General features: G+C 31.2%; 24 protein-coding genes and 3 pseudogenes. 17 read left to right on the top strand and 10 right to left on the bottom strand.

Going from position 1 to position 25,142, the window contains the following annotated elements; all coding sequences use genetic code 11:
• Positions 1-61: 61 nt before the first annotated feature.
• From AJ887_RS10510 to AJ887_RS07925, 8 genes and pseudogenes are all read right to left on the bottom strand, one after another.
• Positions 62-678, bottom strand: a pseudogene (locus tag AJ887_RS10510) (bacteriohemerythrin).
• Positions 679-851: 173 nt separating this feature from the next.
• Complete coding sequence (locus AJ887_RS07955; protein ID WP_002932947.1) at positions 852-1,508, bottom strand: lactate utilization protein C; 657 nt, start codon at positions 1,506-1,508, stop codon at positions 852-854.
• Positions 1,501-2,940, bottom strand: coding sequence for a LutB/LldF family L-lactate oxidation iron-sulfur protein (locus tag AJ887_RS07950; protein WP_002860914.1), 1,440 nt, complete (start codon positions 2,938-2,940; stop codon positions 1,501-1,503). Before AJ887_RS07950 ends, AJ887_RS07955 begins: the two co-directional genes overlap by 8 nt.
• A complete protein-coding gene (locus AJ887_RS07945) occupies positions 2,937-3,677 on the bottom strand; it encodes a (Fe-S)-binding protein (RefSeq protein ID WP_079860088.1) in 741 nt (246 codons plus the stop codon). Before AJ887_RS07945 ends, AJ887_RS07950 begins: the two co-directional genes overlap by 4 nt.
• 120 nt (positions 3,678-3,797) lie before the next feature.
• On the bottom strand, positions 3,798-5,480 hold the full coding sequence (locus AJ887_RS07940) for an L-lactate permease (RefSeq protein ID WP_070285063.1): 1,683 nt from the start codon (positions 5,478-5,480) through the stop codon (positions 3,798-3,800).
• Positions 5,481-5,651: 171 nt separating this feature from the next.
• Positions 5,652-6,217: pseudogene (locus tag AJ887_RS07935) on the bottom strand (cytolethal distending toxin subunit A).
• 10 nt (positions 6,218-6,227) lie between these two features.
• Positions 6,228-6,854 (bottom strand): annotated as a pseudogene (locus tag AJ887_RS10300) (cytolethal distending toxin subunit B family protein); the annotation flags it as partial.
• Between the two features lie 16 nt (positions 6,855-6,870).
• The gene (locus AJ887_RS07925) at positions 6,871-7,053 is read right to left on the bottom strand and encodes a toxin (protein ID WP_070285061.1); all 183 of its coding nucleotides are present in this window, start codon (positions 7,051-7,053) and stop codon (positions 6,871-6,873) included.
• Positions 7,054-7,212: 159 nt separating this feature from the next.
• Here AJ887_RS07925 and AJ887_RS07920 point away from each other — a divergent pair, with 159 nt between their 5' ends.
• The 3 genes from AJ887_RS07920 to cydB are packed head-to-tail and all read left to right on the top strand — an operon-like array spanning position 7,213 to position 10,133.
• Positions 7,213-7,446 carry a DUF4492 domain-containing protein gene (locus AJ887_RS07920; protein WP_002851632.1) on the top strand — a complete coding sequence of 78 codons (234 nt, stop codon included), beginning with the start codon at positions 7,213-7,215 and terminating at the stop codon, positions 7,444-7,446.
• Positions 7,447-9,009, top strand: a complete 1,563-nt coding sequence (locus tag AJ887_RS07915) for a cytochrome ubiquinol oxidase subunit I (RefSeq protein WP_070210683.1) — start codon at positions 7,447-7,449, stop codon at positions 9,007-9,009.
• Positions 9,009-10,133 (top strand): cytochrome d ubiquinol oxidase subunit II, encoded by a 1,125-nt coding sequence (gene cydB / locus AJ887_RS07910; protein WP_002860923.1) that lies wholly within the window; start codon positions 9,009-9,011, stop codon positions 10,131-10,133. Before AJ887_RS07915 ends, cydB begins: the two co-directional genes overlap by 1 nt.
• Before the next feature lie 193 nt (positions 10,134-10,326).
• Here cydB and AJ887_RS07900 read toward each other — a convergent pair whose 3' ends face one another.
• Both AJ887_RS07900 and ung read right to left on the bottom strand, forming a co-directional pair.
• The gene (locus tag AJ887_RS07900; protein WP_002860924.1) at positions 10,327-11,022 is read right to left on the bottom strand and encodes an aspartate/glutamate racemase family protein; all 696 of its coding nucleotides are present in this window, start codon (positions 11,020-11,022) and stop codon (positions 10,327-10,329) included.
• A gap of 119 nt (positions 11,023-11,141) precedes the next feature.
• Complete coding sequence (gene ung, locus AJ887_RS07895; RefSeq protein ID WP_070240493.1) at positions 11,142-11,837, bottom strand: uracil-DNA glycosylase; 696 nt, start codon at positions 11,835-11,837, stop codon at positions 11,142-11,144.
• Positions 11,838-12,112: 275 nt separating this feature from the next.
• Here ung and aspA point away from each other — a divergent pair, with 275 nt between their 5' ends.
• The 14 genes from aspA (at position 12,113) to AJ887_RS07825 (ending at position 25,139) form a co-directional block, all read left to right on the top strand.
• Positions 12,113-13,519, top strand: a complete 1,407-nt coding sequence (gene aspA, locus AJ887_RS07890) for an aspartate ammonia-lyase (protein WP_002854440.1) — start codon at positions 12,113-12,115, stop codon at positions 13,517-13,519.
• Positions 13,520-13,535: 16 nt separating this feature from the next.
• Complete coding sequence (locus AJ887_RS07885) at positions 13,536-14,873, top strand: anaerobic C4-dicarboxylate transporter (protein ID WP_044794035.1); 1,338 nt, start codon at positions 13,536-13,538, stop codon at positions 14,871-14,873.
• Positions 14,874-14,978: 105 nt separating this feature from the next.
• Positions 14,979-16,340 carry a COG3014 family protein gene (locus tag AJ887_RS07880; protein WP_002871093.1) on the top strand — a complete coding sequence of 454 codons (1,362 nt, stop codon included), beginning with the start codon at positions 14,979-14,981 and terminating at the stop codon, positions 16,338-16,340.
• Between the two features lie 9 nt (positions 16,341-16,349).
• The gene (locus AJ887_RS07875; protein WP_070240492.1) at positions 16,350-16,718 is read left to right on the top strand and encodes a YcfL family protein; all 369 of its coding nucleotides are present in this window, start codon (positions 16,350-16,352) and stop codon (positions 16,716-16,718) included.
• 23 nt (positions 16,719-16,741) lie between these two features.
• The gene (lpoB, locus tag AJ887_RS07870) at positions 16,742-17,365 is read left to right on the top strand and encodes a penicillin-binding protein activator LpoB (protein WP_002851945.1); all 624 of its coding nucleotides are present in this window, start codon (positions 16,742-16,744) and stop codon (positions 17,363-17,365) included.
• A gap of 81 nt (positions 17,366-17,446) precedes the next feature.
• Complete coding sequence (locus tag AJ887_RS07865; RefSeq protein ID WP_070240491.1) at positions 17,447-18,784, top strand: DUF6844 domain-containing protein; 1,338 nt, start codon at positions 17,447-17,449, stop codon at positions 18,782-18,784.
• 9 nt (positions 18,785-18,793) lie between these two features.
• Positions 18,794-19,996, top strand: a complete 1,203-nt coding sequence (locus AJ887_RS07860) for a CsgG/HfaB family protein (RefSeq protein WP_070240490.1) — start codon at positions 18,794-18,796, stop codon at positions 19,994-19,996.
• A 158-nt stretch (positions 19,997-20,154) separates the two neighbouring features.
• Complete coding sequence (gene rplU, locus AJ887_RS07855; RefSeq protein WP_002778820.1) at positions 20,155-20,463, top strand: 50S ribosomal protein L21; 309 nt, start codon at positions 20,155-20,157, stop codon at positions 20,461-20,463.
• Positions 20,464-20,473: 10 nt separating this feature from the next.
• On the top strand, positions 20,474-20,728 hold the full coding sequence (rpmA, locus tag AJ887_RS07850; protein WP_002800974.1) for a 50S ribosomal protein L27: 255 nt from the start codon (positions 20,474-20,476) through the stop codon (positions 20,726-20,728).
• Positions 20,729-20,834: 106 nt separating this feature from the next.
• The gene (obgE, locus tag AJ887_RS07845; protein WP_044305684.1) at positions 20,835-21,872 is read left to right on the top strand and encodes a GTPase ObgE; all 1,038 of its coding nucleotides are present in this window, start codon (positions 20,835-20,837) and stop codon (positions 21,870-21,872) included.
• 122 nt (positions 21,873-21,994) lie between these two features.
• Positions 21,995-22,750, top strand: a complete 756-nt coding sequence (proB, locus tag AJ887_RS07840) for a glutamate 5-kinase (RefSeq protein ID WP_002871097.1) — start codon at positions 21,995-21,997, stop codon at positions 22,748-22,750.
• Between the two features lie 73 nt (positions 22,751-22,823).
• Positions 22,824-23,741, top strand: a complete 918-nt coding sequence (gene fmt, locus AJ887_RS07835) for a methionyl-tRNA formyltransferase (RefSeq protein ID WP_070240489.1) — start codon at positions 22,824-22,826, stop codon at positions 23,739-23,741.
• Positions 23,704-24,357, top strand: a complete 654-nt coding sequence (locus AJ887_RS07830; protein WP_002872257.1) for a biotin--[acetyl-CoA-carboxylase] ligase — start codon at positions 23,704-23,706, stop codon at positions 24,355-24,357. Before fmt ends, AJ887_RS07830 begins: the two co-directional genes overlap by 38 nt.
• Positions 24,354-25,139, top strand: a complete 786-nt coding sequence (locus AJ887_RS07825) for a ParA family protein (RefSeq protein ID WP_002851697.1) — start codon at positions 24,354-24,356, stop codon at positions 25,137-25,139. The genes AJ887_RS07830 and AJ887_RS07825 overlap by 4 nt, the downstream gene beginning before the upstream one ends.
• Positions 25,140-25,142 lie beyond the last annotated feature (3 nt).

Raw genomic sequence — 25,142 nt, 5'->3', positions numbered from 1 at the left:
TTAAATTTCCTTCTTTGACTAACTTATACTTTATTTATTATTTTAACGCATAAATAGTTAATTAGAAATTTTCTGAATATTTTTTATAAAACTGTATGGCTTCTTTACATTTTTTACATTTAAATTTTACACCCTTAAGTTGAATTTTTGATGAATTCCAAAAGGTACATCATGCATTTGTCCTACGCATTCACATGTATAAAGATAAACTACATTTTCATCATCTTTTTCTTCTTTGACTTCTTCAAAGCTTACTTCCCCATCATCTTCAGAAGCTAAAGAAGATCTTCTGTATTGTTCAACTTTCATATCTTCATAGAGTATATGTTCTAAAAGCAATTTTTTAGAAACTGTGTAAAGCTTCTCTTTTAAATCATTAGTGGTTTTTATGTTTTGTATAAGATAAGACATATCATGAACGATATTTTATACATGATTTTGTGTTCATTTAAACAAGGATAGTGAATTTATTGCATATAATCTTCTTCGTTGCTAAAATGTTCTTTTATTATAGTTAAAAAGTTCTATTAAAATTTCTTTTAACTCATCTCTTTGAACAAATTTATAAACCATATTTTCTATTTTTGCTGCAAGTTCAAAAAGTTTTTGGTGTTGAATGTCAATCATTGTGTCATGAATACTGTATTTTTCATTCCAAGTTGGAATTAGTTTATCCAAAAGCACCTTCTTTAATTTTTGTATTTAAAATTAATTTCATATATTTGAGTGAAATATTATATTTTATTAAAATATTATTAATTGAAAATTATTTATTTTATTTATATTTGTATAATATAAAAAATATATATAATTAATATTAAAAATTAAGACTTACTGATTCTAGTATAGAATCAGTAAATAATAATATGTGCAATTTGTGGCCCATGAACACCAAAAATAGTGATAAGTTCTATATCTGCTGTTCTTGAAGGCCCTGCTATAAATAAGATATTAGTAGGTAAGATTTCATTTTCTTTTTTTACCAAATTTAAAGCCTCGCTAAGACTTTTAACAACATTTTCTTTTTTAAGTAGCACTATACAAAGTTTAGGTGCAAGGCTTAGCATTCTAGGTTGAGTTTTGCTTGAAGGTACAAGTGCAACTCCGTGAGAGCTTACCCCTGCTCTTGCATGAATGATGGAAAAATCACTATGAAAAACCTCAGATCTTAAATTTTCGATTTCTTTATCAAAGCAAATCTTTTTTTCTGCTTTGATTTGTTCTAAATTTAAATTTAAATCTAGCCCATAAATCATACTTTTAAAGTCATATTTTGCGATAATTTCATTGATTTTTTCTTCTAAGGTATCTTTTGTAGCATTTTCAACGATGTATTTGTTATCATTCATTTTTTGTTTCATTTCTGCAAGCATATCTTGGGTGGTTTGGATATGTTCTACAGGATCTATACTTTCAATGCGTGTGAACGTTGTTTCTTTGTAAGCTTTTTTAAGATGTTCTAAAATACTTGCTTTACTTTTGCTTGAAATTTCATCGATTTTACTCATAGCTTACTCCTTCTAGTTTTTGCACTTCTTTATAAAGATCCATTTTAATTTGAGGTAATTCTTTAAAAGCGTGCCATTTTTTAATCACAGGTAAAACGCTTGCGAAATTTTGTACCGTCCAGTTGAAATAATGTGCTTTTGAAAGTGAAAAACGCCATTTATTGCCATTGGTTGCGATATTTTTAAATTGTTTAAAAGCAAAGGCTTCTAAGGCATTGCGATGAACATTATTTGCTCCTAAAGGTGGATTTTTACCTTGTCCTATTTTATCACATCTTAATTTGCGAATAAGATCAGCCAAAGGAATTTGCACTGGACAAACTTCAGAACAACGCCCACAAAGTGAACAGAAATTTAAAATATCTCCTGTATGATCTATACCAAAAATATTAGGACTGATTACTTCTCCTATAGGTCCTGGATAAGTGGTTTGATAGGCATGTCCGCCGATTTGATCATAAACAGGGCAAAAATTCATACAAGCCCCACATCGAATACAACGCAAAGCCTCATAATAATCCTCATGAGCTAACATTTTAGAGCGATTGTGATCAAATAAAATCACATGCACTTCTTTAGGACCATCTAAATCCCCATTTTTTCTAGGGCCTGTAATGATATTATTATAAGTTGGTATAAATTGTCCTGTGGCTGAAGGAGTGAGTAAAGAAACCATAGTAGCCGCATCTTCAAAGCTTTCCATGACTTTTTCTATGCCGCAAAGTGCGATATGAATATCAGGTGCTGTAGTGCACATTCTACCGTTTCCTTCATTTTCTATAAGCCAAAAAGCTCCTTCTCTTGACATGGCAAAATTGACCCCACTAAGTCCAAGTTTTAAGCCTTCAAAATCTTTTCTTAAATGCTCTCTAGCTACCGCATTTAAACTTTCAGGTTCATTGTTTTCTAAATTCGCTCCTAATTTTTCTTTGAAAATTTCTCCGATTTCATGGCGGTTTCTATGTATAGCAGGTACAACTATATGTAAAGGAGGCTCTTCATTAAGCTGTAAAATAAGCTCTCCAAGATCGGTTTCTATAGCTTTTAAACCTTTTTTTTCTAGGTAGTGATTTAGGCCTATTTCTTCGCTTGCCATAGATTTACCTTTTAAAAGCTTGGTAATATTTTTTTCTTTCATGATTTCATAGACGATTTCACAGGCATCTTCATCACTACTTGCCCAATGCACTTTAATGCCATTTTTTGTAGCATTTTTTTCAAATTCTAAAAGCCTTTCTTCTAAACTCATTAAGGCATTGTTTTTAGCTTGTTTAGCTTTAGCTCTTAAACCCTGCCAGTCTTTAAATCTAGCATCAATAACATTGAGTCTATTTTTTTGTAAAGTATGCATGGCAGTCATTAAATTTTCTTGCATTTGCTTGTCATTGAGTTTAATTTGAACGATTTGTTCGTGAGGAATTTTTTGACTCATAGTCTTTCTCCTTCCAAGCGTTTAAGTAAAAAGTCATATAAATGTATGCCTTTTATATCTAAACCCATTCTTTTCATTGTGCCATCTATGTTTAAAAGACAACCTCCATCGCCACTGATGAGATATTTTGCACCGCTATTTTGTATATCTTTAATTTTACTTCTTACCATAGCATTTGAAATTTCAGGCTCTTTTACTGAAAAAGTTCCGCCAAAACCACAACATTCTTCCTCGTATTGAAGTTCTACTAATTCTACATTTTTTAGTTTTTTGATAAGATTTTTACTCGCTTGTATGCTTTTTTGCACTCTTAAAGCATGGCAATTAGAATGCCAAGTTACTTTTATAGGTGCACCTTTATCTTCATAATCTACTTTTAAAACTTCATCAAGGTATTGTGAAAGTTCTATGACTCTAGAGCTAAAATCTTTGACTTTAGAAAATTCAGGTTTGTTTTTAAAAAGTTCTTTATAGTCATGACTCATCATACCCGCACAAGATCCGCTTGGCACAACGATGGGGTAATCTTTATCAAATAAATCCACATTATATAAAGCAATCTCACGACTTTCATCGAAATAACCTGAGTTAAAAGAAGGTTGAGCGCAACAGGTTTGATTTTTTTTAAAAATCACTTCAATACCTTCACGCCTTAAAAGTTTTATTGCATTTAAAACGCTTTGTTGCATAGCAGTACTTCCTAAGCATGTGGCGTAAAAATACACCTTTTTCATGATCTCTCCTTTTGGGATAATTTAGGATAAATATTCTAATCCTATAAAAATAAAAGCAAAGTAAATTTTCCAACAAATATTCTAAAAACGAATATTTGTTGAAGCAAAACTTAAATTTTTTAATTATTTCACTATAACTTCAGGGATGATTTCTTGTAAGAAAAAAGCTATAATGCAAGTCCAAATTCCTATTAAAATAATAAAAGCTACAGAATATTTTAATGTGAATTTGAAAAGATCAGATTCTTTTCCTACAAGTCCAACTGCTGCGCAAGCTATAGCAATGCTTTGTGGACTGATCATCTTTCCAACGACCCCACCTACTGAATTAGCTGCTAAAAATAAAGCTTCACTAACACCTAGTTTTTGAGCACTTACTTGTTGCAAGGTTCCAAAAAGTAAATTAGCACTTGTATCAGAGCCTGTTAAAAATACCCCTATCCAGCCAATGATTGGTGAAAAGAAAGAAAAAGCATCACCTGTATGTGCAAAAGCAAGTCCTAAAGTAGTGCTCATACCACTATTTTTAGAAATAAAAGCAAAAGCCACAACTAAACCTATGGTGATACAAGGTATAGCCATTTCTTTTAAAGTAGCCCAAAAGCATCCTGCTGCATCTTCAGCTTTGATTTTTAAAATAGCTATACTTAAAAAAGCTGCAAGCAAAATCGCTGTTCCTGCTTGAGCTACGGTTTTTCCATTGATTAAATCTATACCTAAAGCCAAAGATAAAGGCTTAGCTTCTCCTATGCCTGTGATAGAAGGGCTTAAAATTCCAGTTGTGATATTGCTAAATTGTAAAGTAATGCTTGTATAGCTTAAAATTCCATCCTTATCAAAGAGAGCTTTAAACCAAGGTTGTGTCCAAATGATAATACAAACAATGAGTAAAATAAAAGGCGACCAAGCTTTTAAAATTTGATTAAAGCTTAGAGTGTTATCTTGAGTGAAATTGCTTTCATTATCAAATCTAAAAATATTTTTTGGTTTCCAAAATTTTAAAAATACAGTTGTAACCGCTAAAGAAACTACAGCTGAGATAATATCAGGTAATTCTGCTCCTAAGTGATTTGAGCTTAAAAATTGAGTAGTTGTAAAACTTAGTGCCGCAACTAAAATAGCTGGAAAAGTTTCTTTAACGCCTTTAAATCCATCCATTAAAAAAACTATGAAAAAAGGTATAGTAAGACTTAAAGGAACTAGCATTCTACCTACCATGGCAGAAACTGAATGCTGTTCTATGCCGACAAGATTTGCCATAGCAATAATAGGAATTCCCACCGCACCAAAAGCAACAGGAGCGGTATTTGCGATAAGACAAAGTCCTGCAGCTTGCAAAGGACGCAAACCAAGTCCTACTAAAAGTGCAGCAGTTATAGCCACAGGGCCACCAAAACCTATAGCACCCTCTAAAAATGAACCAAAACAAAAACCTATTAAAATCACTTGAATTCTATGATCTGGAGTAATGCTCATCACGCTTTTTTTAATGATTTCAAAAGAACCCGACTTGATAGAAAGTTTGTAAAGAAAGATTGCCGCAATGATAATCCAAGCTATAGGCCACATACCATTTGTAAAGCCTTGAATAAAACTTGCGCCCACTAAATTCCAAGGCATTTTATAGGCAAATAAAGCTACCAAAGTAGCAAGTATAACAGTTAAAAAACCTGCTTGATAACCTTTAAGTTTTAAAACAACCAAACAAACTAAAAAACATAGTATAGGTAAAAATGCCACTAAAGCACTTAGCCAAATGTTTGAAAAAGGGTCGTAAACTTGTTGCCATGTTAAAATTTGCTCCAATTTTTCCTCCTTGATAATTATTTATGTATAAATTTATTGTAACAAAAAATTAAATTAAAATAAAAAAATTATAGAGTAAAGTAAATTATATTGTGTTGTTATTGATTATTTTGTGTATTTTTGTAATATCATAAATATTAAATAAATATAAAAATAGAATAATAAAAAATCTTATTCTAAAGGGGTAGAAGCTGTTAAAGGTGGAGTTATAGTCATTAGTTCGTTTACTTCATAAAAAATTAGGATCTAAGGTGCAAGGGGCTATTCTAAAGCGTTTTTGTGTAGGAATATTTGGATTAAAAAGTTACCATACATTCATCAGATTCCAAAACTAAAGAACAAATTTGCACAGCTGAAGTTGCTGTTGGCATTATAGAAAATACAGTTTCTAATTTACCATCTTTTAGATCATCTTGACAAGATTTTGCTCCAAAGGTTCCGTCTTCTAGGATGGCCAAACAAAGATCGCTTTCCTTTGGATTTGTAAATTGCACATAACCAAAAGGAAGTTCATTAGCTAATTTATCTTTTTGTTTTAACTCATTACTTAAAACAATTTCTTTAATATTCCAATTTTGATCAATAGGATCTTTTGAGATATCTCTAAAGGCACTTAAAAAAATTTCCGTTTCCAAGCTTCTTATAGAAACCATTTCGGTAAAATCTTTCAAATCTCCAGTAGGAGTTGCAAAGGCTAAAGTTATAAACATAAAAAACAAAGTAATAATTTTTTTCATATTAAATGTCCTAAAATTTTCTAAAATTTACTGGAAAATGATCCGAAACTATATGAGATCTTAAACTTGCAAGCATTAAAATCGCAGCTAAAAGCGGTGGAGTATAGGTTTGTTGTCTATTTGAATTTCCTGTAATTGCATAATCAAGAGTCCCTCCGTTTGCTTGAGTTGCACTAGTTGGAAAAACCACTCTAATTTTATTTGCTAATCCTCTATCCACTGTATTTGTTATAGTAGAAGGATCACGGTTAAAATCCCCTGCTATCATCCAGTTAGCTTGAGGTATATTTACAAAATGTGTATTTATGGGCTGTGATAATTGCTCCTACATCTGTTCCTTCATTGGCTAAAACATAGATATTGAAAAAAAGCATCACTTCCATCGCGAATTCCTATAATGGGTCTTGAAACTATAGCTAAATTTACACGATTAGCTCCTACATCAACGCGAGAATAATAAATTAAAAACCCTATCAGGTCTTGAAAGAGTCCTCAAATTCTACTCATATTCATCAATAGGCGTTCCACTTTGTTGCACATGGCGTCCTATTGGAGTGGCTATTCTTAGTAAAGTTCCTATTTCTTGTATCATCAAGATATCTAAGGGGTTTGCTCCACTTGCAAGTTGTCTTACTGCATTATTGTTGATGCTACTAGTTAAAGGTGGGGTAAATAGGAGTAATAAGTACTAAATCAGCATTGCTAATTAAACTTGGAATTTCTTGATTGGTAGGAAAAATAGGTTCAAAATCCAGTTTTAAAGAGTGAGTATCTTCAAATTCTCCAAATGAACACCTCAAAGGATTTACATTTTCAAAATTTAGAAGAACATGCATTAAAGAAAAAAATCATAAAAAACATAAAAACTTTAATTTTTTGCATTAAAAACCTTGATTATGTATTTAAATTTTTTAAGAAAATAATAACATAATTTTCATTATAATTTTCCGCTCCTTAAAATGTTTTATTTTGTTGTTTTTAAAGGTAGAATTTACATGTATCTTAAACACTTATATTTTAGTATTTCTCAAATTTTTAATTTTTACAAAGAAGGTTTTAAAAATTTAACTCTTGGAAAGACCCTTTGGAAAATTATCTTTATCAAACTTTTTGTTATGTTTGTGATTTTAAAACTTTTTGTTTTTGATGTAAATTTTAATTCTATTTTTAAAAGCGACAAAGAAAAAAGCACTTTTGTACTCAAAAATCTTACACTCGAAGGAAAATAAATGAACGAATTTAGTAGCGTTGATTGGTCAAGAGCGCAGTTTGCTTTAACTGCACTTTATCATTTTTTGTTTGTGCCTTTAACCTTAGGCTTATCTTTTATCATTGCTATCATGGAGACTATCTATGTAAAAACTAAAAATGAAAGATGGAAAAAAATCACCAAATTTTGGCTTTCATTATTTGCTATAAATTTTGCTATCGGTGTAGCTACAGGTATTATAATGGAATTTGAATTTGGAACAAACTGGGCAAATTATAGCTGGTTTGTGGGAGATATTTTTGGTGCACCTTTGGCGATTGAAGGTATTATGGCATTTTTTTTAGAGGCTACTTTTTTTGCAGTTATGTTTTTTGGCTGGGATAAAGTAAGTAAGGGTTTTCACTTACTTTCAACTTGGTGTGTGGCTATAGGAAGCAATCTTTCTGCTTTTTGGATTTTAGTGGCAAATGGTTGGATGCAATATCCTGTAGGAATGAGCTTTAACCCTGATACAGCAAGAAATGAAATGCAAAGCTTTTTTGAAGTAGCACTTTCTCCTGTGGCTATTTCAAAATTTTTACATACCATAGGCAGCGGTTATGTGATTTCAGCTTTATTTGTAATAGGAATTTCAGCTTGGTTTATGTTAAAGGGACGCCATATTATCGAGGCTAAAAAAAGCTTAGTTGTAGGAGCTAGTTTTGGTTTGGTTTGTTCAATCTTTTTGTTTTTCAGCGGAGATGAAAGTGCTTACCGTGTAACTCAAACTCAACCTATGAAACTTGCAGCTATGGAAGGGGTTTATCAAGGTGAACATCGTGCAGGACTTGTGCCTTTTGGAATTTTAAACCCTAAAAAAACCATAGACAATAACGAAAGTGTGTTTTTATTTGACATTACTATACCTTACGCTCTTTCTATATTAGGAAACCGTGATCCAAATTCTTTTGTTCCAGGAATTGAAGATTTAATCTATGGAAATGAAAGCAAAGGTATAGAACCTATGCAAAATCGTATCGATAGAGGAAAAATCGCTATACAAGCTCTAAAAGACTATAAACTTGCTAAAGAAAACAATGATACAATAGCTATGGCAAATCACAAATCTATTTTAGAAACTCATTTTAAAGATTTTGGTTATGGATATTTAGAAAAACCAAGTGATACTATTCCGCCTGTGGCTTTAACTTTTTATAGCTTTCATATTATGGTTGCTTTAGGAAGTTTTTTCTTTTTACTTTTCATTGTTACACTTTATCTTACTATGGCAAATGATATTGAGAAATTTAGAAAAGTACTTTGGGTGTGTTTGTTATCCATTCCATTGGGTTATATCGCCGCTGAAGCAGGCTGGATTGTTGCTGAAGTAGGCAGACAACCTTGGGCAATTCAAGACTTACTTCCCGTACATATCGCAGCAACACAACTTGGAAAAGTCAATGTTCAAATTTCATTTTGGATTTTTGCAGTACTTTTTACAGCCTTATTGATTGCAGAAGTTAAAATAATACTTACTCAGATTAAAAAAGGTTTTGACGCACATGCAGGACATACTCCACTTATGGGCAAAGGAGAAAAATAATGTTTTTTGGTTTAGAACTTGAAGGTTTGCAAATTTATTGGTGGTTGATTTTAAGTTTGCTCGGTGGACTTTTAGTTTTTATGTTTTTTGTCCAAGGTGGACAGACTTTAATCGATGAGCTTAGCAAGGATGAGCTTGAAAAAACCATGCTAGTCAATTCTTTAGGGCGTAAATGGGAGCTTGGTTTTACAACTCTCGTACTTTTTGGCGGAGCAGCTTTTGCAGCTTTTCCACTTTTTTATAGTACCAGTTTTGGCGGAGCTTATTGGGCTTGGCTTTGTATTTTATTTTGTTTTATTTTACAAGCTGTGGCTTATGAGTATCGTAAAAAAGAAAATAATGTTTATGGCTCTAAAACCTATGAAATTTTTCTTAAAATCAATGGATATTTAGGGGTATTTTTAATCGGAGTTGCAGTAAGTAGCTTTTTTAGCGGTTCTGAATTTATCTTAAATGAGCATAATTTTGTTTCTTGGCAAAACCCTTTGCACGGCTTAGAACTTTTACTCAATCCTTTTAATTATCTCTTAGGCTTAGCTTTGGTATTTTTAGCAAGGCTTTTAGGCGCAGCGTATTTTATGAACAATATCAATGATGAGAATATCAAAATAAGAGCTATGAAAAAACTTATGATCAATAGCATTTTGTTTTTACCTTTTTTCTTAGGTTTTTTAGCGTGGATTTTTTTAAAAGATGGTTTTAGCGTAGATGCCAATGGAACTGTAAGCATGAGTGCGAATTTGTATTTATATAATTTCTTAAATCAAATGATTTTTGCTATCTTGCTTGCTATCGGTGTGATTTTAGTGCTTTTAGGTATGATTCAAGGAGCAAAAGGTTGCTCTAAAGCTATTTTTACCCTAGGACTTGGAACGGTTTTAACAGTTTTTGCTTTATTATCAAGCATTGGTTTAGGTCAAAGTGCTTTTTACCCATCTTTAAGTGATTTGCAAAGTTCTTTAACTTTAAAAAATGCAAGTTCAAGCTATTATACTCTAAGCGTCATGGCTTATGTGTCTTTACTTGTACCCTTTGTTTTAGCTTATATTATCTATGTTTGGAATGCAATGGATAAAGTAAAAATTACACGCGAAGAAATCGCAAACGATGATCACGCATATTAAGGAGAAAAAATGTTACATGCTTTGTTTTTATTGGCTTGGCCTTTAGTAATTTATCTAAGCTATAAATTTATAATGCTAAATATCAATCAATTAGAAAAAGATAGCAAACTATAAAGCAAGATAAGATTTAAACCGATATAAGTATAAATCTTTTCAAAATATTGCAATTTGCCCATTTTTGGGCATCTTTTAATCATAAATCTTTTAAAGCTTCATTAGCAGCATCAAGGGCGTGAATAAGGCTTGTGTCAAAAATTTTAATATTTGTATCATTTTTGGATATTAATAAACCAATTTCAGTGCAAGCTAAAAGCACTCCCTTTGCCCCTTTTTCTTGTAGTTTTTTTATAATATTTAAATATTTTTCTTTAGAATCTTGCTTGATTTTACCTTTGCAAAGCTCATTAAAAATAATATCATTAACGATTTTTATATCTTCATCACTAGGAGTAATAACGCTAATATTTTCTTCAATCAGTATTTTTTTATAAAAATCCTGAGTCATTGTGTATTTAGTACCCAATAAACCAATTTTTTGTATGTTTTCTTGTTTTAAAGCCTTAGCAGAACTTTTTGCAATATGCAAAATAGGGATATTTATGTTTTGTTGAATTTCATCAAAAACCTTATGCATAGTATTAGTTGCAATTATTATAAAATTAGCCCCTGCAAGTTCTAATTTTTTAGCACATTGAGTCAAAATTTGTGCAGCTTCTTGCCATTTATCTTGGCTTTGTAAATTTTCTATTTCTTCAAAATTAACACTGTAAAGTAAAATTTTTGCAGAATTTAAAGATTTTAATTTATCATTTATAGCTTGATTTATTGTTTTATAATAAGTAATAGTGCTTTCAAAACTCATTCCGCCTATAATACCAATGGTTTTCATTTTTCTCCTTAAGAATTAATTTTTGAGTTATTTTATTGCAATATATTTCATAGAAATATAATTTATTTTTAAATAAATAAATATATTTTAATATTTTTATTAAAATTTAAAATAATTTTTTAAACTATTTTCCAATCTATAGGAATTTTACCAACTTTTTTTAAAAATTCATTAGCTTTTGAAAAATGCTTACAACCTAAAAATCCTGTTCTAGCTAAAGGGCTTGGGTGGGCCGCTTTTAAAATCAAATGCTTAGTATTATCAATCAAAATCTCCTTGCTTTTTGCGTAATTTCCCCAAAGCATAAAAACAAGCCCTGATTTTTCATTGCTTAATTTATGTATTATAGCATCACTAAATTCTTGCCAACCCCACGAACTATGACTAGCTGCTTTACTTGCTTCAACGCTAAGAATAGAATTTAAGAGCAAAACTCCTTGTTTTGCCCAAGAGCTTAAATCTCCGCTTTTTGCTGGAGTGATGTTTAAATCATTTTGCAATTCTTTAAAAATATTATTAAGACTTGGTGGGATTTTTACATTTTTTGGAACCGAAAAACTAAGCCCCATTGCTTGGTTTGGTTGATGATAGGGATCTTGTCCTAGGATAATAATTTTAATTTCTTTTAAGGGACATAAATTAAAAGCATTAAAGATTAAATTTGCAGGCGGATAAATAATTATATTTTGATCAATTGCATTTAGGTATTGTTTTTTGATTTCTAGAAAATATTTTTTTTGAAATTCGTCTCTTAAAAATTCTTTCCAGTCATCATTTATTTTAATCTTATCTATGTTTATTGTAATTTCTTCCATGTTATCCCTAATTATTTAAATTATTAAAAATTTTATTCTAGCAAAAAAAGCTTGCAAAAATATATTAATTTTTTTTGAATTAAATAAAATTTTTTATATTAATAAAAATTAAATATAAAGACATAATTTAGGATATAAAAATACTTAATTTATTATATTTTGAAAGTATTTTAATTATTAACCAATTATTAACTAAAAATGCAATATCATTATTTTATGATTTAAATCAAAAATTTTTGATTTTAAATTAAAATACTTTTTATGAAAGGTTCAAAATGGGAACAAGAAAAGAACATGATTTTATTGGGGAATTGGAAATCTCTGATGAGGTTTATTATGGAGTGCAAACTTTTAGAGCTGTTGAAAATTTTGATATTTCTCATGATAGATTAAAAGATTTTCCTCGCTTTGTTAGAGCTTTGGCTAGAGTAAAAAAAGCTGCAGCTATGGCAAATCATGAATTAGGTCTTTTGGATAAAAATATCCAAGATGCGATTATTAAAGCGTGCGATAAAATTTTAGAAGGCGGGTATTATGATCAATTTGTAGTAGATATGATCCAAGGAGGTGCTGGAACAAGTACAAATATGAATGCTAATGAAGTTATAGCAAACATAGGACTTGAACTTATGGGTCATAAAAAAGGTGAATACCAATATCTTCATCCAAATGATCATGTTAATTTAAGCCAAAGTACTAACGATGCTTATCCTACAGCTTTACACCTTGCTTTGCATGATTATTTAAGTGATTTGGCAAAAGCTATGGAACATCTAAAAAAAGCTTATGAGAGAAAAGCTGAAGAATTTAAAGATGTTCTTAAAATGGGTAGAACCCAACTGCAAGATGCTGTACCTATGACTTTAGGTCGTGAATTTAAAACTTTTGCCGTAATGATAGGTGAAGATATACAAAGAGTATTAGAAGCTAGAAAATTGATTTTAGAGATCAATTTGGGTGGAACTGCTATTGGAACGGGAATTAATTCTCATCCTGATTATCCGAAGGTTGTAGAAAGAAAAATAAGAGAAGTGACAGGTTTTGAATATACTGTGGCTGAGGATTTGATCGAGGCGACTCAAGATACGGGAGCTTATGTACAAATTTCAGGTGTTTTAAAACGTGTTGCAACAAAACTTTCTAAAGTATGTAATGACTTAAGACTTTTAAGTAGTGGTCCAAAATGTGGCCTTAATGAGATTAATCTTCCAAAAATGCAACCAGGTAGTTCTATCATGCCAGGTAAGGTAAATCCTGTTATTCCTGAAGTAGTTAATCAAGTTTGTTATTTTGTTATTGGAGCAGATGTAACTGTAACTTTTGCTTGTGAGGGTGGACAATTACAACTTAATGTTTTTGAACCAGTTGCAGCATATAGCTTATTTAATTCTATTGTAATGCTAGAAAAAGCAATGTATACTTTAGCTGATAAATGTATAGATGGTATTACTGCAAATGAAAAAATTTGTTCAGACTTTGTCTATAATTCAGTAGGTATAGTAACAGCTTTAAATCCTTATATTGGTTATGAAAATTCAGCTTCTATAGCTAAAGAGGCAATGAACACTGGAAAAAGAGTGGCTGATATTGCGCTTGAAAGAGGGCTTTTAAGTAAAGAACAAATTGATGAAATTTTAACACCATCAAATATGCTAAATCCTCACATGGAAGCTAAAAAATAGCATTTTAGGATTTAATATGGATATAATGATAATTTTGCAAGTAATCGTCCTTCTTGGGGCAATTTTTATCGGTATTCGCCTAGGCGGTATTGCTATAGGTTATGCTGGAGGATTAGGTGTAGTTATACTAGGACTTGTTTTAGGTATGAAACCTGGTAATATTCCTTGGGATGTTATTTTAATTATTGCTGCAGCTATTGCAGCAATTTCTGCTATGCAACAAGCAGGTGGACTTGATTATATGGTAAGGGTGACAGAAAAAATTTTAAGATCAAGCCCTAAATTTATAAATTATTTAGCTCCAGCTTGTGGATGGTTGCTTACAATCTTAGCAGGAACAGGAAATGCAGTATTTTCTTTAATGCCTGTTGTAGTTGATGTTGCAAAATCTCAAAACATAAAACCTAGTGCTCCACTTTCATTAATGGTTGTTTCTTCGCAAATTGGAATCACTGCTTCTCCTGTGAGTGCAGCTGTGGTTTATATGAGCGGAGTTTTAGAGCCACTTGGATGGAATTATCCAACTTTAATTGGAATTTGGATCAGTACAACTTTTATAGCTTGTATGCTTACAGCTTTTATAGTGAGTTTAATCACTCCTATGGATTTAAGCAAAGATAGCGTTTATCAAGAACGCTTAAAAGCAGGACTTGTTAAAGATGCAGGAGCTATTTTACATGGTGAAGATAAACCAGGTGCTAAACTTTCAGTAGGAATTTTCTTGATCACTGTTTTGGCAGTTGTACTTTATGCAACCGCAATTTCGAGCAATATTAAATGGATTGATCCTGTTGTGGTTCCAAGAGATGCAGCTATTATGAGCTTTTTACTTACTGCAGCAACTTTGATCACTTGGCTTTGCAAAGTTGAACCAGGTAAAATTCTTGATACCAGTGTATTTAAAAGTGGTATGACTGCTTGTGTTTGCGTTTTTGGTGTAGCATGGCTTGGAAATACTTTTGTTGCAGGACACGAAGCTTCTATTAAAGAAGTAGCAGGCGACTGGGTTAAACAAACCCCTGCTATGTTAGCAGTTGCATTTTTCTTTGCAAGTATGCTTTTATATTCTCAAGCAGCAACCGCAAAGGCCATTGTACCTGTAATTATCACCGCTTTAGGAATTTCGGCAGCAAATCCGCATGATTCTTATATGCTTGTAGCTTGTTTTGCAGCAGTTTCAGCGCTTTTTGTGCTTCCAACTTATCCAACCTTACTTGGCGCTGTGCAAATGGATGATACAGGAACGACTAGAATTGGTAAATTTATATTTAATCACTCTTTCTTTATACCAGGAGTTTTAGCTATTGCAATTGCTGTAGCATTAGGCTTTGTATTAGCTCCTATGCTTATTTAAATCAAACCCTAGGTTTTTTCTCCTAGGGTTAAATTTTTTCATTAGTTTTTAAGTATATACTACGCTATAATATTCATTTTTAATTTTCTTTAAGAAAGGAATTTAATGAAGATAAAAGTTGGGTTGATTTTTTCAGGTATTGTTTGCCTTTTTTTAACAGCTTGTGTTAATCAGGTTAAACAAAATACAACATTTGAAAATGCTTTAACACAAAAATATTGTGGTGATGATTTTTTCAATCAAAATTTAGAAAAAATTAAAAAAAATGATGATGTCATTTATACAGGATTAAATGCAGGTTTGATTGCTAGAAATTGTGGTGATTTTAACAAAAGTAATGTATTTTTTGATGCTGCGGAAGAATCTTATAAATATGATGTGGATTTAGAAAATGTAGGCTCTAAAGCAGCTAAATTTGTTGGTACAACCTTGCTTAATGATAATATAGTAGATTATGATGGTTCTTTATATGAAAGAATTATGGTTAATATATATAAAGCTCTAAACTATATGGAAGAAGATGATTATGAAAATGCAAGAGTTGAGTTTAATCGTGCTTTAATGCGTCAAGATAAGGCAAAAGAATATTTTGCTAAAGAAATTGAAAAAAATCGTGCTGATTTAGATAAGGCAAAAGAAGATAAAAATTATGATAAAAATATGAATGAAAACTCAAAAGTTATAGAAGAGCAATATGGCAACTTATTTAAAGAATTTGATACAACAAAAAATTTCATAAATCCTTATGCGACTTATCTTGCTTCAATATTTTTCTTTATGGATAAAGATTATAGAAAAGCTGCAGATTTATTTAGAGAAGTAGCTATTATTTATCCAAAAAACAAAACTATCAAAAAAGAGGCTAAAATTTTTAAAGAATATGCCACAAAAATAAAAGTCAAAAAAGCTAAAAAATATGTTTTTGTAGTTTATGAAAATGGATTTGGTGTAGTTAAGGATGAATTTGCTTTAACCTTACCTTTTATAGTGGATAAAAAAATTATTAGCACAAATATTGCTTTACAAACCTTGAAAAAAAGGGAAGCTTCTTTTGCAAATTTAAATATAAATGGTCAAAATACAAATGATTTTGTAAATTTAGACAATATTGTCGCTACTGAATTTAAAATAAATATGCCTGCAATGATTGCTAAAGCCTTAGCTCAAACTATAATTAAAACCACTTTAAATGTAGCTGTTGCAAATAATGACTCTACAGGTGGATGGCTAAGTCTTGCAACAGCAGTAGCAACTGCTGCAACCAATAAAGCTGATGTGCGTTCTTGGAGAGGTTTACCAAAAAGTATTGCCATAGCAACAATAGAAAACGACGGAAATTTAGAAATCAAAGATCCACAAGGCAATATTTTGTTTCAAAAATCATTGGACAAAAATAAAAATGCTCTTGTGATAGTGCGTTCTTTTGCTCCGTATTTACCTGCAAGTGTTGCTATCATGGAAAAATAAGGCTAAAAGATGAAAAAAATTATTTTATTTATTTTAATGTTTTTACTTAGTGCTTGTGCACCAAGTTATCAAATAAATTCAAATCAAAATACTGTAATTTTAGGTTCAAATTTACCAAAAAGTTTAGTAAAACAATTTCAAAAGCGTATAAATAGCAATGGTTATTTAGAATTTGAAGTGATTTTACGCAGTACTTTTGTTAAAGATGTAATTTATAAAGTAGATTGGTTAGATAAAGATGGTTTTGTGCTAAGAGATGTTTTAAATGAGGACTATCAATCCCTTAGAATTCCAGCAGGACAAGAGGTGATTCTTCGTAAACTTGCATCTGATATAAGAGCGAAAGATTTTAGATTAGAAATTAAAGCAAAAAATTAATCTCATTTTAGGAAGGATAAATCATGAAAAAAACAAAAATTTTAGGAACAGCTCTTATTGGAGCTTTGCTTTTTAGTGGTTGTGCGCAAACAGCTTATACAGATGGAAAGGCAAGTCAAGTGAAAAAAGGCGATGCTTTAACCTTGGGTCTTGATAGACAAGATTTTGAAAGTGCAGCTGAAACTATGATAAATAGTATGTTAAGCGATCCTGCTTTTGCAAATATTAAACCAGGTACAAGAAAGGTTATTGCTATTGGTAGGGTTGTAAATGATACCCCACAAAGAATCGATACTGAAAAACTCACCGCAAAAATCACTTCTGCATTAAGAAAATCAGGTAAATTTGTTCTAACTTCAGCAGTTGCTGCAGGCGGAGCACTTGATAGCATGAGTGAAGATGTAAGAGAATTAAGAGATAATGATGAGTTTAATCAAAAAACCATAGCAAAAAAAGGGACATTGGTATCGCCTGATTTTTCTCTTGCGGGTAAAATTAGACAAGATAATGTAAAACTTAGCAATGGTAAAACTCAAGTAGAATACTTTTTCTTACTAAGACTTACTGATTTAACATCAGGTTTAGTTTATTGGGAAGATGAACAAACTATTGATAAAACCGGTTCTAGTAAATCAGTTACTTGGTAAAATAAAAATTAATTTATGAATAAAATTTTTAGCTCAAGTGTTTAGCTTGGGCTTTTTTTATCATTTTTAAAAGGATACGAAATGAAAAAAATATTATTTATCGGCTCTTTAGTTATGGCAAGTTTACTTTATGCACAAGGTTCCCAGCCTGTAGAAATTACACAACAAGATATAAATACTCAAAATGAAATGTCTGACGCAAGTACTAAGGATATTACCCCAAAATCAATTGAAGATTTTTTTGAAGAATTTGCCGATAATTTCGGTATAGAATATGGTATAACCAAAGATGGAAAAACTTTTTATACGGGAAAAAGTACTGTTGCTGTAAATGATACTGATCCACAATTTGCACAAGCTTTGCAAAATGCTTATCAAAAAGCAATGTTAAATTTGCAAAGCGAATTTATAAGAGATGCTTTTGGAAGAATTGCTACAAGCAGGATTCAAAATTATGAAGCAGACAATTCTACTAATGCTAAGGAATTTGATGAATTGCCAAAAGGTGATAAGGTTGATCAAATTTTAAATAAACTTACACAATTAGCTGGTGCTCAGCTTGATAAGGCATTAAAAGATTTAGGTATAGATACAAATTCTTTAAGTGAAGACAGAAAAAAGACTTTATTAAAGCAAGAATTTCTTAACAAAACTATGACAAATGCCATAGGTTCTATGAGTGGACTTGTTCCTGTGCAAACTATAGTTACACAAAGAAGAGGTGAGTATGATGTAGGTGTTATTGCTGTTATTTCCAATAAAACTCGCCAATTGGCAAAAGATATGGCACTAGCAAGACAGAGTGCTATTAAGGGTAAAGGCAAGGCAATAAGTGAGTATCTGCCAAAAGATACAAAAGGCTTTTTAAATGAATATGGAATTCGCTTAGTTTATGATGAAAATGGTGCGCCTATTATTTTAAGTTATGGAAACTGGGGTTATGTAGCAGATCCTAGCAATGCTAAAAAAACAAATATTTTAGAAGATAGAGCCAAAGAAACAGCACTTGCTATGGCTGATGCTGCTATTATAGAGTTTATTAATACAAATTTAAGTCTTAAAGATGAAAGAACAACTGGTGATACTTACGAGGAAATCATCAAACAAAGTATTAATGTTAATGATAGTTCCACTCAAGAACAAACTCAAAACATAACAAATATTATTGATAAAGTAAATAGTAAAATAAAAGCAAGCGCAAGCGGTAAAATTCGTGGTATTCGTACTCTTGAAAAATGGAGCTATACAAGTGAAAATGGTATTGAACATGTAGGAACTGTGAGATTTTATTCTTATGAAAATTTAGCCAACACAAATGAGGCTTTAAATTCAAAGTCAAATGCAACAAAAAATGAAGCTAAAAAATCTTCTAGCATACAAAGAAGTTCTAATGTTGTAAATAGCATGGATGATTTTTAAAGGTAAAAGATGAAAATAACTAAAATTCTTTTTTTAGGCTTATTTTTAAGTCTAAGTCTTAATGCTAAAGTTATAACCACAACTTCAACAAAATCAAGCACAGGCGAAGGCACAGGTTTAACTAGGGAAGATGCGATAAACAATGCCATTATAGAAGCTATAGGAAAAATGAGCGGAGTAAGCATCAATTCTCTTAAGGAATCTAACACTAGCGTTTCAACTGATAATTCAGGTTCAAACATACAAGATAATTACAGCGAGCAAATTTCAAAAGCCACCAAAGGTAGAGCCGATACTTATGAAATCAATAGTGTTGAACAAGATGCAAATGGTAAATATACAGCCAATGTAACGATTTTTAAAACCACAACAACAAAAAAGTATCAAGCTCCAGGTTTAAGTGCAGATAATAGAAGAAGTATTACTGTTTTTGATTCTACTCCAGATGTTGCAAAAAGAGGTATAGGCTCAGCTTTGCAACAAAAAATCATTTCTGATTTATTGCAAAGTCGTAAATTTAATGTTTTAGACCGTGATTCTAGTGGCTATTATGAAATGGAAAAAGCTTTAATCAAAAGTGGCGACGCAGCTAGCGATGAAGTTTATAAACTTAAAAATGTGTTAGCAACAGATTATATTTTATTGTTTTCTATTTCAGGACTTGAAGGTAAACAAAAAACAAGCAATTTAACAGGAAAAAGCAAAACTGAAATTGAAGTTATCGTAGATTATCGTGTGCTTTTATTTGCTACAAGACAAATTAAATTTTCTAATACTTTAAGTATGAAAGTCAATCTTAAAGACAATAGTCTTAGTGCCAATGAAACCGCACTCAAACAAATTGCAAATCGTATTGCAGGAGATATTTTAAATGCAATTTATCCTTTGAAAGTTGCAAGCGTTGAAAACAATGAAGTAGTATTTTCTCAAAGCTTAAATCAAGGTGATATTTATGAATGTTTTGCTCTTGGGAAGGTTATAAAAGATGCTTATACAAAAGAAAATACAGGAAGAGTAGAAAGCAAAACAGGAAGTATTGAAATCACTCGCACAAGCCCTAAACTTTCTTATGCAAAAATCACAGAAGGTAGTGTAAAAGTAGGCGATATTTGTAGACCTTTAATTGGTAGCAATAGTGGAAATGGTTATACTATAGGTCGTGATGCAAATTATGAAACCCAAGAAGGTGGCGGAGTAAATCTAGGCTTTTAAATTTTTAGAGTTTGATTTTTCTCAAACTCTAAATCCTTTCTTAAATTCATCAAAAATTAAAGAAAAATTTTGTAAAATCAAAATTTTATTAAACCACTAAAGCTTTTAAATCCGTTATTGCGGTGCTTTATGGTACTACCAATTTATAAGGAAAAGCAATGTATGCTATTATCAAACACAGTGGAAAGCAATACAAAGTAAGTGTTGGCGATGAGCTAAAACTAGATCACTTTGAAGCTGAAAGCAAAGCAAGTATTGAAGTAAGCGAAGTTCTTGCTATCAATGATAAAGAATTAAAGGTAGGTGCGCCTTTCGTAGCAGGTGCAAAAGTTGTTTTGGAAGTGATCAATCACGGAAAAGATAAAAAAGTTGTGATTTACAAAAAAAGACGCAGAAAAGATTCTAAACTCAAACGCGGTTTTAGAAGACAATTTACTCGCGTTGTAGTAAAAGATATCAAAGCTTAAGGAGTAAAGAATGGCACACAAGAAAGGTCAAGGTTCAACTCAAAATAACCGCGATTCTATAGGTCGTCGTTTAGGTGTTAAAAAATTTGGTGGCGAGTTTGTTAGAGCTGGAAATATCATCATCCGCCAAAGAGGAACTGCAACTCATGCAGGTAACAATGTAGGTATGGGAAAAGATCATACTATCTTTGCTTTGATTGATGGTTTTGTAAAATTCGAAAGAAAAGATAAAGATAGAAAAAAAGTTTCTGTATATCCTGCATAAGTTTTTAGGACGCTTTTTAGCGTCTTGAAAACTTTAAATTTATAAATTTAACTTCTTTTATTTACTCAAATTTAGCTTTATAAATTTAAAGTCAAAGGCAATTTAAATGTTTATTGATAGTGTTAAAATTACTTTAGCTTCAGGCGATGGTGGTAAAGGTGCTGTAAGTTTTCGCCGTGAAAAACATGTTCCACTTGGTGGCCCTGATGGAGGAGATGGTGGAAATGGTGGCGATATTATTTTCGTATGTGATAATAATACCCACACTCTTGTAAATTTCAAAGGCAAAAGAGAATTACGCGCGCAAAATGGTGCTGGTGGAATGGGACGCAATAAAAATGGCAAAAAAGGTGAAAATTTAGAACTTATAGTGCCAGAAGGAACGCAAGTTATCGATGCACAAACTAATGAAATTTTACTTGATCTTACCAAAGAAGGACAAAAAGAGCTTTTTTTAAAAGGTGGAAAAGGCGGACTTGGTAACACTCATTTTAAACACGCCACCAATCAACGCCCCGATTACGCACAACCTGGTATAAAAGGAGAAAGTCGCTTAGTCAGACTTGAACTTAAACTTATTGCCGATGTAGGGCTTGTAGGCTTTCCAAATGTAGGAAAATCTACTCTTATAAGCGTTGTTTCAAATGCAAAACCTGAAATTGCAAATTATGAATTTACCACCCTTACTCCAAAACTTGGACTCGTAGATGTAGATGAGTATAATTCCTTTGTTATGGCTGATATTCCAGGGATTATCGAAGGAGCAAGTGGAGGCAAAGGCTTAGGACTTGCCTTTTTAAAGCATATAGAAAGAACAAGCTTTTTGCTTTTCGTACTAGATCCTATGAGAGAAATGCCTTTAAAAGAACAATTTATAGTACTAAGAAAAGAACTTGAAAAATTTTCCAATGAACTTTTTGGGCGTAAATTTGGTATCATGATTTCAAAAAGTGATAGTGTTAATTTAGGAGAAGAATTTGCCGAGCAAATTACTTTAAACATTAATGAGTTAGAAAATTATCTCAAAGAAATAAATAATCCGCAAAGCTTTTTAATCAAAGTCTCAAGCCTTGAAAAAACAGGACTTAAAGAACTTAAATTCATGCTTTTAGAAGAAATTAAAACTTTAAGAAATAACAAATAAAAATTTTAACAATCTAGGAAGTGTTTTATATTAAAAGTTTCAAACACTCCCTATTTTTTCAAAAAATAACTAGTTTATATGAAATTTTGGCTAAAATTATAAAAATTTTTCAAGGAATAAGCATGAAAAGAATAGTTGTTAAAGTGGGTTCTCATGTGATTAGCGAAGAAAACACTTTAAGTTTTGAGCGTCTTAAAAATTTAGTTGCATTTTTAGCTAAACTCATGGAAAAATATGAAGTGATTTTAGTAACTTCAGCGGCTATTTCAGCAGGACACACCAAACTAGATATCGATAGAAAAAATCTCATCAATAAACAAGTTTTAGCCGCTATTGGACAACCTTTTTTAATCAGTGTTTATAATGAGCTTTTAGCCAAATTTAATAAACTAGGTGGACAAATTTTACTTACAGGTAAGGATTTTGACTCTAGAAAAGCTACCAAACACGCAAAAAATGCTATCGATATGATGATAAATTTAGGAATTTTACCTATTATCAATGAAAATGACGCTACAGCTATAGAAGAAATTGTCTTTGGTGATAATGACAGCTTAAGTGCTTATGCTACGCATTTTTTTGATGCGGATTTGCTTGTGATTTTAAGCGATATTGATGGATTTTATGATAAAAATCCTAGTGAATTTAGTGATGCAAAGCGTTTAGAAAAAATCACTCATATTAAAGAAGAATGGCTACAAGCAACCATAAAAACAGGTAGTGAGCACGGAACGGGTGGTATAGTAACCAAACTTAAGGCAGCTAAATTTTTACTTGAACACAATAAAAAAATGTTTTTAGCAAGTGGATTTGATTTAAGTGCGGCAAAGACATTTTTATTAGAAGATAAACAAATAGGTGGAACTTTGTTTGAGTGATTAATTTATTAAATTCTCTTTTAAAATCAAATAAGTTATAATTAAAACTTTTAATTTCACACAAAGCGAAAAAATGAAAAAAATTATTTTTATGGGTACTCCATCTTACGCAACTTGTATTTTAAAAGCACTAGTAGAAAATGAAAATTTTAAACTCGTAGCACTTTTTACCCAGCCTGATAAAGCTGTAGGTAGAAAGCAAATTTTAACTCCAAGTGATACTAAGGCTTTTTTAAGTCAAAATTATCCTAGTATTCCTATTTTTACTCCAAGTTCTTTAAAAGATGAAAATATTATAAGAGAGATTAAGGATTTAAATCCTGATTTTATCGTGGTTGCTGCCTATGGAAAAATTTTACCTAAAGCCATTTTGGATTTAGCACCTTGTGTGAATTTGCACGCTTCTTTACTTCCAAAATACCGTGGTGCCAGTCCGATCCAAAGTGCAATTTTAAACAAAGATGAAAAAAGTGGAGTTTGCACCATACTGATGGAAGAAGGGCTTGACACAGGTGCTATACTTGAAAGCTTAGAATGTGATATAAAAGATAAAAATTCAAGTGAAGTTTTTGAACTTTTAGCAAATTTGGCCGCTAAGCTCATCCTCTCTACTCTTTTAAATTTCGATAAAATCACCCCTAAAAAACAAGAGGAAAGTCTAGCAACACTTTGTAGAAAAATCAAAAAAGAAGATGGACTTATAAATTTGCAAAATGCAAGAGAACTTTATCAAAAATATCTAGCTTTTACTCCTTGGCCTGGAGTTTTTTTGGAAAATGGACTTAAATTCTTAGAACTTGAACTTGTGGATGAATTAAAACAAAATGCTAGGATGGGTGAAATTTTAGAATTAGAAAAAGAAAGTTTTTTGCTTGCTTGCAAACAAGGAGTTTTGCGTATTAAAAAACTTCAAGAAAGTGGAAAAAAAGTTCTTGATGGTAGGACTTATTTAAATGGAAAAAGGCTTAAAAGTGAAGATAGTTTGTGTTGAAAGTATAGACTCAACTCATCTTTTTTTATGCGAGCAAATACGCAATGGAAAGATTGATGGAAATTTTGCTATTTATGCTTTAGAACAAACAAATGGAGTTGGAAGCAGGGAAAATTCTTGGCAAAGCTCTAAAGGAAATTTACATCTTTCTTTTTGTATTAAAGAAGAAGATTTACCAAAAGATTTACCTTTGGCCTCTGTGAGCATTTATTTTGCTTATTTACTTAAAGAAGTTTTACAAGAAAAAGGTTCTAAAATTTGGCTTAAATGGCCTAACGATCTATATTTAGATGATAAAAAAGCTGGAGGGGTTATAAGTGCTAAAATTTCAAATTTTATCATAGGCGGTATGGGTTTAAATCTGAAATTTTCACCCCAAAATACAGCTTTATGCGATATAGAAATTTCGCTTAAAGATTTAGTGAGCGAGTTTTTGCAAAAAGTAGAAAAAAAAATTTTATGGAAGAATATTTTTAGCAAGTATATGTTAGAATTCGAAAAATCAAGAAAATTTAGCGTCCATCATGAAGGTAAAGTTTTTTCACTTGAAAATTCTTTTTTGTATGAAGATGGTTCAATTTTACTAGGTGATAAAAGGGTGTATAGTTTAAGATGAGCGAAATTATTACAATAGCAAATCAAAAAGGTGGAGTAGGAAAGACTACAACAGCAGTAAATTTAGCCGCTTCTTTAGCTGTGGCTGAGAAAAAAGTACTTTTGATTGATGTTGATCCGCAAGCTAATGCGACTACAGGACTTGGTTTTAATCGTAATAATTATGAGTATAATATTTACCATGTTTTTATAGGAAGAAAAAAGCTTTCAGATATTATTTTAAAAACAGAATTGCCACAACTTCATTTAGCTCCTTCAAATATAGGTCTTGTAGGTATAGAACAAGAGCTTGCTAAAGGTGAAAATAATGAGAAAAAAATGCTGCTTAAAAATCAAATTCAAGAAGTGATTGATGAGTATGATTTTATTATTATTGATTCTCCACCTGCTCTTGGAAGTATTACTATAAATGCTTTTGCAGCAAGCGATAGTGTAATTATCCCTATACAGTGTGAATTTTATGCGCTTGAGGGTGTAGCTATGGTTTTAAATACAATTAAAATTATCAAAAAAACTATTAATTCTAAACTCAGGGTTCGTGGATTTTTACCGACAATGTATAGCTCTCAAAATAATCTTTCTAAAGATGTTGTAGATGATTTGAAACAAAATTTTAAAAAACAACTTTTTACTATTAATGGAAACGAAGATGACTTTATTGTGATCCCTCGCAATGTAAAACTTGCAGAAAGTCCAAGTTTTGGAAAGCCTATAATTCTTTATGATATTAAATCGCCAGGTTCTGTTGCTTATCAAAATTTGGCGTATTCTATATTAGGATAATTA

Source organism: Campylobacter sp. BCW_6466 (assembly GCF_001762835.1).
GTDB classification, from domain to species: Bacteria; Campylobacterota; Campylobacteria; order Campylobacterales; family Campylobacteraceae; genus Campylobacter_D; species Campylobacter_D jejuni.
Note: the sequence above shows the minus strand (reverse complement) of the source record. Positions and strands in the feature narration are given on the sequence as shown.

Bases quoted from the DNA above. Each gene is read 5' to 3' on its own strand.
- AJ887_RS07955 (WP_002932947.1), bottom strand. From the start codon at position 1,508: ATGAGTAAAATCGATGAAATTTCAAGCAAAAGTAAAGCAAGTATTTTA.
- AJ887_RS07950 (WP_002860914.1), bottom strand. From the start codon at position 2,940: ATGAGTCAAAAAATTCCTCACGAACAAATCGTTCAAATTAAACTCAAT.
- AJ887_RS07925 (WP_070285061.1), bottom strand. From the start codon at position 7,053: ATGCATGTTCTTCTAAATTTTGAAAATGTAAATCCTTTGAGGTGTTCA.
- AJ887_RS07920 (WP_002851632.1), top strand. From the start codon at position 7,213: ATGTATCTTAAACACTTATATTTTAGTATTTCTCAAATTTTTAATTTT.
- AJ887_RS07915 (WP_070210683.1), top strand. From the start codon at position 7,447: ATGAACGAATTTAGTAGCGTTGATTGGTCAAGAGCGCAGTTTGCTTTA.
- cydB (WP_002860923.1), top strand. From the start codon at position 9,009: ATGTTTTTTGGTTTAGAACTTGAAGGTTTGCAAATTTATTGGTGGTTG.
- AJ887_RS07900 (WP_002860924.1), bottom strand. From the start codon at position 11,022: ATGAAAACCATTGGTATTATAGGCGGAATGAGTTTTGAAAGCACTATT.
- ung (WP_070240493.1), bottom strand. From the start codon at position 11,837: ATGGAAGAAATTACAATAAACATAGATAAGATTAAAATAAATGATGAC.
- aspA (WP_002854440.1), top strand. From the start codon at position 12,113: ATGGGAACAAGAAAAGAACATGATTTTATTGGGGAATTGGAAATCTCT.
- AJ887_RS07885 (WP_044794035.1), top strand. From the start codon at position 13,536: ATGGATATAATGATAATTTTGCAAGTAATCGTCCTTCTTGGGGCAATT.
- AJ887_RS07880 (WP_002871093.1), top strand. From the start codon at position 14,979: ATGAAGATAAAAGTTGGGTTGATTTTTTCAGGTATTGTTTGCCTTTTT.
- AJ887_RS07875 (WP_070240492.1), top strand. From the start codon at position 16,350: ATGAAAAAAATTATTTTATTTATTTTAATGTTTTTACTTAGTGCTTGT.
- lpoB (WP_002851945.1), top strand. From the start codon at position 16,742: ATGAAAAAAACAAAAATTTTAGGAACAGCTCTTATTGGAGCTTTGCTT.
- AJ887_RS07865 (WP_070240491.1), top strand. From the start codon at position 17,447: ATGAAAAAAATATTATTTATCGGCTCTTTAGTTATGGCAAGTTTACTT.
- AJ887_RS07860 (WP_070240490.1), top strand. From the start codon at position 18,794: ATGAAAATAACTAAAATTCTTTTTTTAGGCTTATTTTTAAGTCTAAGT.
- rplU (WP_002778820.1), top strand. From the start codon at position 20,155: ATGTATGCTATTATCAAACACAGTGGAAAGCAATACAAAGTAAGTGTT.
- rpmA (WP_002800974.1), top strand. From the start codon at position 20,474: ATGGCACACAAGAAAGGTCAAGGTTCAACTCAAAATAACCGCGATTCT.
- obgE (WP_044305684.1), top strand. From the start codon at position 20,835: ATGTTTATTGATAGTGTTAAAATTACTTTAGCTTCAGGCGATGGTGGT.
- proB (WP_002871097.1), top strand. From the start codon at position 21,995: ATGAAAAGAATAGTTGTTAAAGTGGGTTCTCATGTGATTAGCGAAGAA.
- fmt (WP_070240489.1), top strand. From the start codon at position 22,824: ATGAAAAAAATTATTTTTATGGGTACTCCATCTTACGCAACTTGTATT.
- AJ887_RS07830 (WP_002872257.1), top strand. From the start codon at position 23,704: ATGGAAAAAGGCTTAAAAGTGAAGATAGTTTGTGTTGAAAGTATAGAC.
- AJ887_RS07825 (WP_002851697.1), top strand. From the start codon at position 24,354: ATGAGCGAAATTATTACAATAGCAAATCAAAAAGGTGGAGTAGGAAAG.